Source organism: Gelidibacter sp. F63206, from assembly GCF_023015735.1.
Map to the genome: position 1 here is coordinate 1 of NZ_JALKAU010000060.1, position 14893 is coordinate 14893.

Annotated in this window: 14 protein-coding genes; 12 read left to right on the forward strand and 2 right to left on the reverse strand. The window is 35.4% G+C overall.

Annotated elements, in window-relative coordinates:
• From MWU32_RS02795 to MWU32_RS02850, 12 genes are all read left to right on the forward strand, one after another.
• Nucleotides 1-670 (forward strand): hypothetical protein (locus MWU32_RS02795; protein ID WP_246937570.1); only part of this gene is annotated, 670 nt, incomplete at its 5' end.
• A gap of 231 nt (nucleotides 671-901) precedes the next feature.
• A complete protein-coding gene (locus MWU32_RS02800; RefSeq protein WP_246937572.1) occupies nucleotides 902-2407 on the forward strand; it encodes an IS1182 family transposase in 1506 nt (501 codons plus the stop codon).
• Nucleotides 2408-2500: 93 nt separating this feature from the next.
• The gene (locus MWU32_RS02805; RefSeq protein ID WP_246937574.1) at nucleotides 2501-3331 is read left to right on the forward strand and encodes a helix-turn-helix transcriptional regulator; all 831 of its coding nucleotides are present in this window, start codon (nucleotides 2501-2503) and stop codon (nucleotides 3329-3331) included.
• A gap of 99 nt (nucleotides 3332-3430) precedes the next feature.
• Nucleotides 3431-3979 carry a carboxymuconolactone decarboxylase family protein gene (locus MWU32_RS02810; protein WP_246937576.1) on the forward strand — a complete coding sequence of 183 codons (549 nt, stop codon included), beginning with the start codon at nucleotides 3431-3433 and terminating at the stop codon, nucleotides 3977-3979.
• Between the two features lie 41 nt (nucleotides 3980-4020).
• Nucleotides 4021-4755, forward strand: a complete 735-nt coding sequence (locus tag MWU32_RS02815) for a cysteine hydrolase (protein ID WP_246937578.1) — start codon at nucleotides 4021-4023, stop codon at nucleotides 4753-4755.
• Nucleotides 4756-5006: 251 nt separating this feature from the next.
• Nucleotides 5007-6779 carry a DUF6119 family protein gene (locus tag MWU32_RS02820; protein WP_246937580.1) on the forward strand — a complete coding sequence of 591 codons (1773 nt, stop codon included), beginning with the start codon at nucleotides 5007-5009 and terminating at the stop codon, nucleotides 6777-6779.
• A gap of 933 nt (nucleotides 6780-7712) precedes the next feature.
• Nucleotides 7713-8495, forward strand: coding sequence for a CPBP family intramembrane glutamic endopeptidase (locus MWU32_RS02825; RefSeq protein WP_246937582.1), 783 nt, complete (start codon nucleotides 7713-7715; stop codon nucleotides 8493-8495).
• Between the two features lie 316 nt (nucleotides 8496-8811).
• On the forward strand, nucleotides 8812-9189 hold the full coding sequence (locus tag MWU32_RS02830) for an alpha/beta fold hydrolase (RefSeq protein WP_246937584.1): 378 nt from the start codon (nucleotides 8812-8814) through the stop codon (nucleotides 9187-9189).
• Entirely contained in the window at nucleotides 9155-9655 is a 501-nt protein-coding gene (locus MWU32_RS02835; protein WP_246937586.1) for an alpha/beta hydrolase, read from the forward strand. The genes MWU32_RS02830 and MWU32_RS02835 overlap by 35 nt, the downstream gene beginning before the upstream one ends.
• Entirely contained in the window at nucleotides 9613-10125 is a 513-nt protein-coding gene (locus MWU32_RS02840; protein ID WP_246937588.1) for an RNA polymerase sigma factor, read from the forward strand. Before MWU32_RS02835 ends, MWU32_RS02840 begins: the two co-directional genes overlap by 43 nt.
• A gap of 88 nt (nucleotides 10126-10213) precedes the next feature.
• Entirely contained in the window at nucleotides 10214-10726 is a 513-nt protein-coding gene (locus MWU32_RS02845) for a hypothetical protein (protein WP_246937590.1), read from the forward strand.
• Nucleotides 10727-11016: 290 nt separating this feature from the next.
• Entirely contained in the window at nucleotides 11017-13029 is a 2013-nt protein-coding gene (locus tag MWU32_RS02850; RefSeq protein ID WP_246937592.1) for a M13 family metallopeptidase, read from the forward strand.
• Nucleotides 13030-13479: 450 nt separating this feature from the next.
• Here MWU32_RS02850 and MWU32_RS02855 read toward each other — a convergent pair whose 3' ends face one another.
• Nucleotides 13480-13992, reverse strand: a complete 513-nt coding sequence (locus tag MWU32_RS02855; protein ID WP_246937594.1) for a GNAT family N-acetyltransferase — start codon at nucleotides 13990-13992, stop codon at nucleotides 13480-13482.
• Nucleotides 13993-14277 carry a DUF1778 domain-containing protein gene (locus tag MWU32_RS02860; RefSeq protein ID WP_246937595.1) on the reverse strand — a complete coding sequence of 95 codons (285 nt, stop codon included), beginning with the start codon at nucleotides 14275-14277 and terminating at the stop codon, nucleotides 13993-13995.
• Between the last annotated feature and the right edge of the window lie 616 nt (nucleotides 14278-14893).

Below are 14893 nucleotides of genomic sequence, written 5' to 3' on the forward strand. Positions count from 1 at the left end.
CGTTGTGGCACATATGAGAAAAACGACAACCATCATACTATTAACAATGATTTTTAATTCCGTAATTGGACAAAATATGAATGGAAAATGGATTCTGAAAGACGTTGATTCAGGAAATGAAAAAAAAGGATATCCTGGTTTTCAACTTCTTGAAATTAACAACGACAATGTTGACATTTATACTGATTTTTCTCTCAAAGCAAAAGCAACAACATTGAAAATGAACAATGGAGACTTTTTGAACAATAACAACGAGAAATCCTCTAAATACGAAATCGTTAATGAGAATCACATAAAGTGGTTTATCAACGGAAAATCGAATGACAAAGACGCTGTTTTTGAATGTGACTTTTATCGACTTGAACCGACAATCACAACGCTGAAAAAAGAAGATATTGAAAAAATGACTTTCGTGCTGACTGAAAACGGACGAGAATCAGAATTTGAATTTAACAAAGAACTTTGGGACAAAGAAACTTTAGAATTATTTAAGAGAAAAGAGGGCGAAAAGAAAATTATTGAAAAAATTGACTCGACTTTTTTCGTTTCTATGTATTATGACGGAAAAAGAAATGCCTCAATTCCAATCAAAGAAGTTACGTCGGAATTTTTAAAACTATGTTTAATTCCAACTGGACCAATGGAAATGATAGCATATCGAAAAGAATAAAAATACGTGCCACAACACCGTATATAATTTATTGCTGGCTTATCGCCTACTTACGAAAGTCCTCGCGGACTTTCTTGGTCAGTAATTATTTACTAAATTAGTTGTTTAAACCACGCAACAAACCATATACAACAACGTCAGACTGCGCAATAACCTCTCTTTCCTGATAACTTTGTTGATTACCTTAGAACTCTCTTCCAGACCTATTACGATATTGACTACCTTAATGTTATGGAATTTATAACAGGATTTAACAGGGATCAATTGGTAATGATGGACTTTGAGTCGTGCGTAGATCATGATTCATGGGCACGCACCGTTGATATGTTCGTGGATATCCTTCCAATGGAGGAATTGGGCTTTAGGGACATGCTCAATTCAGAGGGAAGGCCTCCCTATCATTCGAGGGATATGCTCAAGCTCTATCTTTACGGCTACAAGAGCAAACTTCGCTCATCGCGCCAGATGGAACACGCCTGCAGGGTCAACCTTGAGGTCATCTGGTTCCTGAAGGGACTGGGTCCCTCTGCAAGGAAGATCGCTTACTTCAGAAAAGAGAATGCTGCAGCGTTCAAACAGGCCTTCCGCCATTTTGTGGGGCTGCTCAAGGAATGGGAGCTCATAGAGGGGAAGACCATCGCCATAGACTCCTTTAAGATCCGGGCACAGAACGCCCAGAAGAACAACTTCAACCAAAAGAAGATAGACCGCCATATCGCCTACATCGACGACAAGATCAGGGAGTATCAGGACAAGCTTGACCAAGGGGACGGAGATGTTGACACCCTGGAAATCGAGACAAAGGTTGCCTACCAAAAATCCAAAAAAGAGAGGTACCGAAAAATAGAAAAAAGGTTGCAGGAAAGTGGAGGGAGCCAGATCAGCCTTACCGATCCCGACGCCAGGTCCGTCATCCTGCACCGGAACATTACCAACGTGGGTTACTGCGTCCAGGCCGGATGCGACTCAAAACACAAGCTCTTTGTAAACAACGATACAGGTTCTGTCAACGATACCAGGGCGCTATCCACAATGGCCATCGATGCCAGACAGCTCCTTGGCGTAGAAACAATGGACGCCCTAACGGACAAGGGTTACACCACCGGCGCTGAAATTGCCCGCTGTGGCCAGCACAACATCATTACCTACAGCTCGCCCAAGGAAAGTACCACACAGAAAAACGACCTCTTTGAAATAAGCAGGTTCAACTATCAAAAATCATCCGATACCTATATCTGCCCCAATGGACAGACCCTGAGCGGCACAGGCAACATATACGTTAAGGGAAACGTAAAGGTCAAGCACTATAAAAACTTTAGGGCCTGCAGCCCATGCCCACTTAAGGCCAAATGTACCACCGCCAAACAGGGCCGACTTATAGAACGCTCCATCTATGCCGAGGCACTGGAAGGAAATGCAGAAAGAGTGAACCGGAACCCAGACTATTATAGACTACGGCAACAGGTCACGGAACATCAATTTGGAACGCTCAAAAGGCAATGGGGCTTTACCTACACACTTATGAAAGGCAAGGAAAATGTCCTCTCAGAAGTTAATATCATGATGATCTGTTACAACTTGTGCAGGCTTATCTCCATTCTATCCCCAACCGAACTGAAAAACAGGCTAAAGAGCCTTGCACTCTACTTTTTACCCAAAACCGAGCCCTTTTTAGCCTTTCTAAGCGCAAGTTTATGTTGCTCCAACAAAACCAACTCTTTAAAAACACATCACTAAAACCTCTAAGAACGACCACAAACTAAATAAAAGTGTAAATTTATATTCTAATGGAGTTCTTGCGCGGACTCCCGTTAGCTATCATTAAAAAGTATGAAAATAAAAGGAAAAACAAAGGAATTTATTGAACTTATGGAGCTCGATGCTTCTTCGTGTGCCATTTTTAATCAACCAGAATCAAGTAGTCTAACCATTCTTTGGTTTCAGACAAATGATAATCGTTTTATTATTGATGGAAAAAAATATTCTTTTACCAAAAATCAAATTGTGTTTTTTACCGAGTTTCATAAAGTTGAAGTATTAAAAAAAGGAACCGCTAAATATTTAAGGTTCAACAGACCTTTTTTTTGTGTCATAGATCACGACATTGAAGTAAGTTGTAAAGGAATTTTATTTTTTGGTGCATCTCAATTACCGATAATTACTATTCCAGAAGAAGAAATCGAACATTTTCAAATCCTTTGGAAAATGTTTACCATAGAAATGCAATCTAAAGATAACCTACAAATAAGTATGTTGCAAATGATGTTAAAGCGTTATCTTATATTGAGTACAAGACTATACAAGAAACAACATCAATTTTCAAAAATTAAAAAAGAAAATGATATTATTAGAGAATTTAATTTTTTGGTAGAGCAACATTTTAATTCAAAACATACGGTAGCCGAATATGCAGACCTTTTATTTAAATCACCTAAAACAATCTCCAACATCTTTTCAAAAATTGGTGTAAAAACACCATTAAGTTATATTCAAGACCGTAAAATGCTTGAAGCAAAACGATTACTACATTATTCTGACATAAAAGTTCAAGAAATTGCTTTTAAAGTTGGCTATGATGATATTCAGTCATTTAGTCGGTTTTTTAAAAAACAAGAAGGTGTTTCTCCTTCAAAATACCGAGAAAATTCTCTTTTGGGATAAATTGCCAACTTTAAGGGAAAACCTACCTAATTAAACATTGCATTCTGTTCGCATATTTGCGCTATCAATAATGATAAACAAATTTAAAAACAGAATATTATGACAAATTTTAATATCCCAACAAGAGAAGAAGTATCCTCTAACAATCAAGAAATTTTTGACAACCTAGAAAAAGCAGTAGGCTTTGTACCTAACCTTTATGCAACGATTGCATATTCTGATACTGCTTTAGAAAGTTATTTACAATTTCAAAATGCTAAAACGTCTCTTTCTAAAAAAGAAAAGGAAGTTATAAACTTAATAGTTAGCCAAGTAAATGGTTGTAACTATTGTTTATCTGCCCATACGACAATTGGTAAAATGAATGGTTTTACAGATGAACAAATATTAGAATTAAGACAAGGTTACTTTTCCACTAACGAAAAATTTGATGCTCTTGTTAAAGTAGCAAAAGCAATTACCATCAACAAAGGAAAAGTTGATGACGCAACACTTGAAAACTATTTTAACGCGGGTTATTCAAAAGGAACTTTAGTCGATGTTATTTTAGCGGTAGGTGACAAAGTTATAATGAACTACCTACACAACTTAACTCAAATCGACATTGATTTTCCAGTAGCTCAAGAATTGGAAACAGTTCAAGCATAAATAATTAAAACAGAAATAATAATCTTTAAAATTATAATAAAATGAAAAAATTATCAGTAACATTAGTATTAGTAGTAGCAAGTGTAACAAGTATGTTTGCTCAATTACCAGATCCAGGATTTACAGTAGATGAAAATACTGCAATTGTAATCACAGATCCTCAAAATGATTTTTTAAGTCCAGATGGAGTAACTTGGGGAGTTGTAGGACAAAGTGTAACAGACAACAATACAGTAGACAATATCGAAGCGCTTTTTAAAGTAGCAAAAGAAAAAGGTATCACTGTTTTTGTATCACCACATTATTATTTTAAACACGACCATTCTTGGCAAATTGAAGGTGCTTTAGAAGCATTAATGCATAAGATTGGAATGTTTGACAGAACAGATGCTTTATCAACAGAAGGTTTTGAAGGGTCAGGTGCAGATTGGTTAGACAAGTACAAGAAATATATTGATGGAGACAATGTAATTGTTACAAGTCCTCATAAAGTATACGGTCCAGAATCTAACGATTTAGCTTTACAATTACGTAAACACGGATTTAGCAAAGTAGTTTTAGCAGGTATGTCGGCTAATCTTTGTACAGAATCTCATATGAGAGATTTAGTCGAATCTGGTTTTGATGTTTCTGTTGTAAAGGATGCAACCGCAGCAGCAATCTTACCGGGAATGAATGGTTATGAAGCAGCGCTAGTAAATTTTAGAATGATAGCTAGTCACGTTTTCACAACTAAAGAAGCAGTAACAGAATTAAAAAAATACACTAAAAAATAAATCTCAATAACATTTATTTTGGTAAAAGTGAGGGTTATATGACTCTCACTTTTTTTGTTTTAATCAATCATATTCTCTAGAAAAATATAACGAACAGCTAACAAAGTATAAAAATAATAGCGACTTTGATGCTTAATCGAAAGCGCTTTTTTATATTTACATTCGGTCTAAAACGAAAACGATTGCGAATGTAATTCGCTACTATTCTTATACAAACACGTTACCTGTAATTAAAAAAAGAGAAATCCTGAATGACAAAAAATCCTAAAATATACAGGATAGATGAAACTCACCGTTTGCTAAAATCACTCAAGCAGACAGATACTATCATTCAGAAAATAATAAACATTTCTTTTAAAAAACTCAAATACAAAGAGGTTTTTAATAAAGAAAATTTGCAGAAAATCGTAAAAGGAGGAAACACTTATTTTCTGTATTTATATAAGTCAGAAGATATTGTTTCAGATTGGAAAGAGTTTTTACCAAACGGGCTTACGTCCAAAAAAGATTTTACAGAACAAAAACTTTCCTTGTTACTCTTTATTGAAACTGAGTTTAACATATTCTGTATTGTAGGGGGAAATGCTTATCAAATAATTTTACCATTTATAGACCATTCTTTTGGATTAAATCTTTACTCAAGAATAATAAAACCAGAATTTGATGAATTGTTATCAATTAAATCAAGAGGAATAACTGGATCGAGAGCAGGTATAAGTGAGCAATTTAGAGATAATTATAGAATAATTGATTTTATAAAATTCGGCAAAGTTCCTAAGGAGATTCATTTAAAATTAAGTCAAGAAGTATCAGACTTGCACTTTCAATTTCTTAAAAAGAACAAAGCAGATAGAGTTCAGATTTTTGTGGGTAAATCATTTCAGATAAAGAAATCTGTAGACTTTAATGATTTGAATAAAATAATAATAGAGATTTGTTATATCCTTGAATTGGTAGCATCTGATTATCTTAGTTCCTATGAGGAAATCACAGATCAAAAATATATATCTGATTATCTACATCCCGAATTAATAACTCGAATTTTCAACGACACAGAAAATGTTTACAAAAGAGGGCAATATTCCAGCACTACTTTTGAGTATGATTTTTGTGACCCGAACAATATTGAAAAGTTTTATGAGGCTGATTATTATAAACTAAAAGAAAAAAGTGAAAATGGTGGATACAGTACATTTGCTGAAGTTACTGATAGAACTGAAATTTATGATACTGTAATAAAAAGAGGAATCGAGAGGTTTGGAGTAAATGATAGATTTAAATTTATGGTATTCTTGCAAGGTGCAAGAATTACGAGCCATCATAATAAAATACAAACTACTGGATCAAGTTTTCTATTTAATATTTCAACAGAATTCCCAATTAATAATAAACCAATTTTTTTAGTAGATACTAAATGGTATCACTTAAGAGATACTTTTGTGAAAGACCTTAAAACAAATACAGAACATATCCTAAAAACATATAACGCATCAAATACAATTTTACCTTTAAAATGGGATAAAAAAATTCTTAGAAAAGAAAGTGATTACAACTCATCTTACAATACCTTAAAAAATTATATCGTGATAGATACGATTATTAAGGATGGATTAGAATTATGTGATATATTAAATTATGATAATGAGAACTTATATTTAATTCACGTTAAATATGGATTCAAATCTGAAATGCGCGAGCTTGCTAACCAAATAACAATTTCAGCAAGGAGATTGAGAGAAACATTAGGATCTGAAGAAAAAATTATATTAACGAAGATTTATAATAGTTTAATAAACAAAGGCAATGATATCAATAATCTGACTTTATCTGAATTTAAAGAATTATTTAAAAAGAAAATCACGTATGTTTTGGCATTTACTTCTCATTTAAAAGAAGATTTAAGTGTTATAGAAAACATAGATAAGTTTGATTCTAATATTGCAAGATATTCCTTAATACAATGTTCAGGAGAAATGAGAGCTTATTACTACGATATGCAAACGTATCAAATAATGAGAACATAAGAATAACTACAGGTGACAAATGTATATAAAAAATAGGCGTAACAGTAATAAACTCAAGGCTTGTGGCTCGTATCAAACTTTGTGTTTAACCGAAAGTTTCGTGCTTCTAAACCGCCTACTTTTCATATGTGTGCCGAGAATAACGAACGACTGAAATTCGTTATGTAACTGTTTATAAGATGGTGGAACCGACCCACCGGTGTTGTCCTACAGGGGAGAGCATCAATTAAGCGAAGCGATATCACGACTACATTTTGAAAATAAGAATAATAGGAGTAAACCACCATAAGGTGCTTTGGTAAAGAGCTAAGGTATTGAGCGCTATGGAAAAGGCTACGCCAAGAGCTGGTCAGGTATAAATAATGGAGATGAATGCAAATGAACCTCTGATGAAGTGTCGAGAAAGTGCTACATTCTGTCAAACCTGCCTGCCGGCAGGCAGGAGTGTTTGAAGTATGACAAACATTATAAGTCCAGCGGTTACCTGCTTATTGGCTGGGCGGTCCCGCACTTGCGGGATCATTTAGGAGGCATGACCATTATTAGGGCTTATTCACGGAGCTCGGGAACCTGCGCCAGGATGCAAGTGAAATGCACAATAGCGCGAACTAGAGGCAGAATAACGATGCTTGGCACAGGGACGGATCAGTCTTTAGTAGTGATGATCCCGATAGCTGTCGGGACTGAAATGAGAGTGGAGCAAAGGAATAACTAATTTAAAATGCCATTTACCAACCTGAAAGATGATGAGTTTATTTGTAGAATAGGCTGCTCTTTTCTGGCCGACTCGATAACTGTTAACCACAATTCCGTGCACAAAATTCCAAGAAGAACAATTACAACGAAAGAATAATCTGAACACATTTTATCTATCCAGGCAACCATTTTACAAAAATGAGCGTCTATGTAAATAGAACTCAAAATTAAATTTATATGAAAAATTCAACCAAAAACATTCTAATTGTTATAATATCGTTCGGGATATATTTTGTTATTGACGATTATTTTTTCAAAGAGACAAGAAAGTGGATATTTGAATTGACAAATCAGCTTGGACTAAGTCATATATTAACTTATGCTCTTTCAGGAATACCTCTTTTTCTGGGAACTCTTTTAGTTAGTGGGAAAGCTAATTTTTTAAAAAGTTTAGGACTTAATCAATCTATTTTAAAAGGGTTTTTGTTCGCTCTAATTTGCACATTGCCAATGTTTATTGGTTTTAGCTTTGTTTTCGATTTTGATCCGAAAATTTCGCTAAATACATTTTTGATTTCAGTCGTTGCTGCGGGCTTCTTTGAAGAACTTTTTTTTAGGGGATTTTTATTCGGTTTGCTTTTTAGCAAGACTAAACTTGGATTTATTCCGTCTGTATTTTTTGGTGCGTTCTATTTTGGAACATTGCATTTATATCAGAGTACAGATTTAGCCGAGATGTGGGGTATTTTCTTAATTACTTTTTTAGGAGGTGTTTTATTTGCTTGGGTATTTGCGGAATGGAAATTTAATATATGGATACCGATTTTCTTACATCTGTTGATGAATTTATCTTGGGAGCTATTCGACATTAGTAATAATGCACTTGGGGGAATTTACTCAAATGTTTTTCGACTTGTAACCATAAGTTTAATTATCGCATTGACTGTGTTGTATAAAATGAGAAAAGGATTAAAACTCGAAATAAACAAAAAGAATATCTTGATAAAAAAAATGAATTAATCTGACTATATTATGGATAGCACTACACCCTACAACACTTATATGAAAAATAATGCGAACCATTGCTGACACGGAAGTTGAGCATTTTTTCGAGATCGCCAAGTATTTATAATTGACTAGTTGGGAACAGAAAAAGTAGTTAGAAAAATTTAAAAATTAGGCATATGTTTAAACGAAGCTACCAATTTTTGTACTACGTTTCATGAACAAATCCTTAACCTCGAGAAAATCCTACTGAATATAAAACTTCAAGGGCTTTGTAACATTTCGTGGTTTCTCGTATCTAAAAGGAAAAAAAAGAAAAGAAATATGCAAGTTGAAACACTCACTTTTTTTAAGCATTTTCCTTCTGATCCACATTCAATCGTTTGGACAAAGGATATCGGGCTATCCATTTGAATTTGAAAAGAGCGGAAATGGAATGGGGGCGATCGTGCTGATTCCTGGATTTGCGTTTTCCGGAGAAGTATGGTCTGAAACAAAAGCAGTCTTTGAAAAGGGATTCACCTGTTACACCCTTACCATGGCCGGATTTGCGGACCCAGAACCAAGGCCAAACCCAAGTTTTGAAGACTTGAGAACTCGAATTGCAGACTTAATCAAGAGCGAGAATATGGTAAAGCCAATATTGATCGGATACAATATGGGATGGGCTGGCGATGGCAATAGCAGCGGATTATATAGAACTCATTGAAAAAATGGTTATTGTAGATGCGTTACCTTGTTTGGCAGCTTTAATCAACCCAAGCATTGGACAGCGGGAAAATATCGATTGTTCGGTTATGGTAAACCAGATTACAAAGTTGCCTGAAGAACAGTTTCTTCAAATGCAAAAAATGTCGATGCTGCAACTTATTCAAAATACAGAGATGCTGGAAACCGTTTTAAATTGGAGCATGCAGTCAGATAAACAGACTTTTACAGAAATGTATTGTGATTTTTCAAACACCGATTTGCGAGAAAAAATCAAAGGTGTCAAATGTTCCACTTTGGTTTTACTCGAATCTAATTTCAGGAATTTTAAACCTGCGATTGAAGAACAATTCAGAGATCTCGAATTTGCTGATTTGCATTATGCAAATAACGGTCTTCATTTTATAATGTACGATGAAAAAGAATGGTATTTAGACCAATTAGCAAACTTTTTAACCAACCCTTAAACGTGTTTGAAGAGGTGTACAAAAGCTACTGGCAAAAGATCTTTCGTCTATGTATGGGCTACGTGAACGATAGAGATTTGGCGAAGGATTTAGCCCAAGAAACTTTTATAGTCGTTTTCAAAAAACTTCCGGAATTTAGATACGAGTCGAAAATCGGAACTTGGATTTTTAGAATTGCAACAAATATTTGCTTACGTCAAATCGAACGTGAAAAACGTTTCCCACAAGATGAATTACCCAAAAACCTTTCGCAAGAAAATGTACTTGATATTGAACCACAAATTAAATTTTTATATAAATGTATTTCGGAATTGGCCGAAACCGACCGGATTATAATTTCACTCGAGCTGGAGAATGTTAAACAAGAAGATATTGCGAGTATAGTTGGGATTTCATATACCAATGTTAGAGTTAGAATTCACCGGATAAAGGAAAAGATAAAAATAAAATTCAAGGAATATGGACAATGATACGAATTTGAAAGAGTTATGGTCTAAGCAGACCACCGAACCCCCTAAAATGGAGGTGTTGATTTCAAAGTTTACGAAAATAAAGAGAATGAATCTAATAATATTAATCGCTGTTAACGGGTTGATGACTTTATCCATTGGGTTAATTGTTTTTATTTGGCTTTATTTCCAACCGAAATTGGTTACGACCAAAATCGGAATAGTAATAACTATTTTAGGAATAGCCGTTTATATATTGTTTTATAATCAACTTATCCCATATTTGATAAAAGCAGACGAAAATCAGAAGAATAGTGAATTTTTAAAGGCGGTAATAAAGCTGAAAGAACAACAGAAGTTTTTACAAACAAAAATGTTGCAGATATATTTCGCTACACTGACCATAGGTCTATGTTTATATCTATACGAATATGTGTTGGTGGTACCATCTTCCCGGTCCATTTTTGTCTATGTGGCTTCCTTGTTGTGGATAAGCTTTATGTGGTTCTATCTAAGGCCTATGCTTGTTGCTAAGCAACGGGATAGACTATGTGGAATTATTAAAAAATTTGAAAATATTGAACAACATACTATAAATAATGTGGGGAAAAGCCTCAGATGACCTTGCATATGAATAGTAGGCGGAAAATAGAAAATATATGGTCTTTAATTAATATCATAGCTCGTACTTAACTGAAGGTTGGCTGCTTCAAATTTACATTCCTTGTTAAACACAAAAGATTGTGGATTAACATTAAAGCTGGCGATTACCGAATTTTTTTATTAAAACCATTTTGGTGGAATGTGCCCAGTTTATAGAGCCGTAATGTTAAAATAACGTTGAAAATCAACTCATTTAAAAATATTAGATTCTCGTATTCTTCAATTCATTAAAATAGGTGTAATTAAATCATGAAAAACATTGAAATCCTAATTATTGCATTTGTGACAGTTATATCCTGTGCCAGTCCAGTGGAAAAGGAAAATGTAGTCGTCACAGGTATTGATTCTTCCATCCGTCCAGGAGATGATTTTTTTAGATATGTTAATGGTATTTGGTACGATTCAATCAAAATACCGCCCAGTCAATCTGGGGTTGGAGCTTATATGTTTATGAATCATCCACAGCGGTTGAGACTGCAAAAAATATTGGACAGTGTTTCGAAAAGTAAAAATTCGAAGGGAAGTGTGGGACAAAAGGTGGGTGATTTTTATGCATCGGGTATGGATACAACAACTATAAACCAACGTGGATACGACCCCATTAAACCTTTACTTTCCCAAATAGAGGACATTCGTGATACACCTTCCTTAATGGAATTTGTGGCTAAAGAGGCAAAAGTGTACAATAATTCCATTATTGCTTTTTGGGTCTCCCCTGACAATAATAACAGCAGTATAAATATCGCTCATGTTTATCAAACGGGTATAGGCTTGCCGGATAGGGATTATTATTTTGCCACAGAATCTACAATACTTGGCATGCAGGAGGCGTACAAAAAGTATCTCGCCAAATTATTTCAACTTACGGGCAGTTCGGTCGAAGAAGCCAAAAATCATGCTATTACAGTTTATGATATCGAACAGCATCTTGCCACCTCACACAAAACAAAAGTTGAACTGCGGGATGTACACGCAAATTACAACAAGATGTCTGTAGGAGAACTTTCAGAAAAGCATCGCAACATAGGCTGGGCTAAATTGCTCAATAACTTAGATGCAAAAACAGATTCAATCGATGTGGCCCAACCTGCCTATTACGATGCCCTTAATGAACTTTTAAAGACCATTCCTATCAATGACTGGAGGGTTTACTTAAAAGCGAAGACAATTGCCAATTATGCCAATGACCTAAGTAATCATTTTGTAGAGGCCTCATTTGAATTTACCAGAGTGCTTTCTGGTCAATCGGTTTCGGAAACGCGTTCTGAAAAAATGGCTAGTGCCGTTGACCATTATCTGGGAGAAGCTCTGGGGCAATTATATGTAAGAAAATATTTTCCAGAGGATGCTAAGAAACGGATGTTGGAACTGGTAAATAATGTTCAGAAAGCTTATGCCATAAGAATAGATAAGTTGGATTGGATGAGCGACAGTACCAAACAAAAAGCCAAGGAGAAACTGTCTTTTATGACGAAAAAAATAGGTTATCCCGATACATGGAAAGATTACAGCAGTGTGATTATTGCGAGAGATACGTATTTCGAAAATATTGTGTCGGCTTCTGCGGCAGAGTATCAACGCCAATTGTCAAAATTGAACAAGCCTGTGGATAAGTCGGAGTGGTTTACAACCCCTCCAACTGTTACGGCATATAATAATCCGTTGGCCAATGAAATTGTCTTTCCTGCAGGTATTTTACAGCCTCCTTATTTTGATAATAACGCGGACGATGCGCTTAATTATGGAGGCATAGGCATGGTAATAGGCCACGAGATAACCCACACATTTGATGACCAAGGAGCACAATTTGATAAGGATGGGACCGTAAGAAACTGGTGGACAGATAATGATTATGAGAAGTTCAAAATGCGCATTCAACAGGTAGTCGATAGATATAATACGTTTACCGTTTTAGATAGTCTATATATAAACGGGGAAATGACTGTAGGTGAGAACACTGCAGATATTGCTGGTATAGCTGTTGCTTATGATGCTTTTAAAATGACCAAAGAAGGGCAGGATTCCACAAAAATTGGAGGCTATACTCCAGATCAACGATTCTTTCTTTCAGTCGCGAGAATTTGGAGAGTGAAAATGAAAGACGAATTCCTACATTTATGGATCAAAAACAACCCGCATTCACCACCTGTATGGCGTGTGAATGGTCCATTGATGAATATCACACCTTTTTACGAAGCATTTGATGTAAAACCCCAAGATCATATGTTTGTGCCCAAGGAGGACAGAATAACAATATGGTAATAGGGGCTACTATATAACAATAGGCATCTTGTAAAATTAGCCGGACGTTGACTGCATTATGCCCCATAAATGGTTGAGAACCACTGGTGTCTACCTTGGCCAGATGACCATATCAAAAATCTGTGGAGGTTGTTTAACCAAGAGGTGGATTGAACGGCAGGCCTCATTTAGGAGGCACGTCCAAGTATTTGGCTCATTTACGGAACAACGGGAACCTGAGGCAAGATATTAATTGAAATACACGAAGGCAGATTAGAGATGCTTGCCCAGGGGCGGAACGCCTTGTCTCAGTAATGATGCGGATAGCAATCGGGATTGTAATGAGAGTGGAGCAAAAGAGGTAATTAATTTAAATACAGTTTGCCAACTTGAAGGATGATGAGATTATTTGTAGAATAGGCCGCTAATTTCTGGCTGACTCGATAACTGTTAATCACAATGCAAAATTTGCTAATTTTGAAATAATTGATTTACAGTATGCATTGGAAGGAACATTTTTTTGCTATCTGGCAAGGTTTTGAAGCCGTATTTTTCATAAAATGATTTGGCACTATCATCAATTGGATCGACAATTATTGCAAATGACGCAATTTGCATAGAAGTTTCATGGCACTTATGTAATGCATCTAATAATAGAAATTCACCTGCCCTTTTACCGTTGAAGTCTTTATCGCGTGCAAGTCTGCCTAAAAGCGTAGTTGGAATTGTCTTATAGGCTCGTGGAAATTTTTTTTCAATTTCCGGAGGAATCATTTCTCTCGGGATGCCATAGTTTGACAAGGTATAATATCCTTTAACCACATTTTTTTCATCCTCTTTTTCTGCAATAACAAAGCAAACAGATAACTTTTTCTTTATATCTTGATTAACTTGCTTCTTAAGATAATTATCCAAAATCTCATGTCCACAATTAAAATCTTTTCTAAAATGTGAAGATTTAAGGTTTTCTGTTTGCAATTCCATTTACATATTTTTTTTATATCTCTTCGCGGCGTCTCTTAATGCCTTGTTTGGTGGTTCTGGCTTTAACAATGCATTAAAAAATATTTCACTATCTCTTTTTGATGCTAAGACCTGCTCAGTTTCCTGAATTATTTCTTGCGCTCTTTTTTTAGCCGCTTTGATAATGAAATCAGTTAAACTTCTAAATCCACCTAAATCGGCCGCTCTTTCAAATAATTCTTTTTCTTGAACAGACAATCTAGCATCAAATCTAGTCTTGCCGGTCAATTTTGCTGTTGCACTCATAATGTTAGTTTCATAGTTTTTCAATGCAAATGTACGCACAAATTCCGTACCTAAATAATTCTTGTACGGATTTTTCACGTATAACGGAAAAGTAAATACCTTGTTGAAGGTATAATTAATTGTTTATCCAAATACGTTGCCCTACACGGAGAGGTTGTTACACAATGATCACGAATAACAAAAGCAAATAGATATTTCGTGAATAAATGGGATCGGAGCAAAGGGGTTAGCTAATTTAAAATACAATATGCCAACTTGAAAGAGGATGAGCTTGTATTTGTGGATTAAATTAAAAGAGCCGTTTGATGGGAGACTATCACTGCCTGTCCCGATTTTTCTTCGGGATACGTTTCCCTGCCCGTTCGACGGATGTGAGAGGGGAAGGGTGAAACTTCCTTTTCCTACTCGACGTGTGCTGTGAGTGAAGCATAAGCTTCACGTAACTATGTTATAAGATGGTGGATCCGACCCACCAGAATCTGCTTATAGGAGCTGGTTCTAAACCACTTTTCTAATGCATACAGAGTAATTTGTTTGTGTGAAGCGAGAGAAGAAAAGGCAGACTTGATCTGTCAGGTATTGATAAAAGAGATGAGCGAAAGCGAACCTTCCGATG

Excerpts from the sequence above, each read along its gene's own strand:
- MWU32_RS02800 (WP_246937572.1), top strand. The coding sequence starts at position 902 with ATGGAATTTATAACAGGATTTAACAGGGATCAATTGGTAATGATGGAC.
- MWU32_RS02805 (WP_246937574.1), top strand. The coding sequence starts at position 2,501 with ATGAAAATAAAAGGAAAAACAAAGGAATTTATTGAACTTATGGAGCTC.
- MWU32_RS02810 (WP_246937576.1), top strand. The coding sequence starts at position 3,431 with ATGACAAATTTTAATATCCCAACAAGAGAAGAAGTATCCTCTAACAAT.
- MWU32_RS02815 (WP_246937578.1), top strand. The coding sequence starts at position 4,021 with ATGAAAAAATTATCAGTAACATTAGTATTAGTAGTAGCAAGTGTAACA.
- MWU32_RS02820 (WP_246937580.1), top strand. The coding sequence starts at position 5,007 with ATGACAAAAAATCCTAAAATATACAGGATAGATGAAACTCACCGTTTG.
- MWU32_RS02825 (WP_246937582.1), top strand. The coding sequence starts at position 7,713 with ATGAAAAATTCAACCAAAAACATTCTAATTGTTATAATATCGTTCGGG.
- MWU32_RS02835 (WP_246937586.1), top strand. The coding sequence starts at position 9,155 with ATGGCAATAGCAGCGGATTATATAGAACTCATTGAAAAAATGGTTATT.
- MWU32_RS02840 (WP_246937588.1), top strand. The coding sequence starts at position 9,613 with ATGGTATTTAGACCAATTAGCAAACTTTTTAACCAACCCTTAAACGTG.
- MWU32_RS02845 (WP_246937590.1), top strand. The coding sequence starts at position 10,214 with ATGAATCTAATAATATTAATCGCTGTTAACGGGTTGATGACTTTATCC.
- MWU32_RS02850 (WP_246937592.1), top strand. The coding sequence starts at position 11,017 with ATGAAAAACATTGAAATCCTAATTATTGCATTTGTGACAGTTATATCC.
- MWU32_RS02855 (WP_246937594.1), bottom strand. The coding sequence starts at position 13,992 with ATGGAATTGCAAACAGAAAACCTTAAATCTTCACATTTTAGAAAAGAT.
- MWU32_RS02860 (WP_246937595.1), bottom strand. The coding sequence starts at position 14,277 with ATGAGTGCAACAGCAAAATTGACCGGCAAGACTAGATTTGATGCTAGA.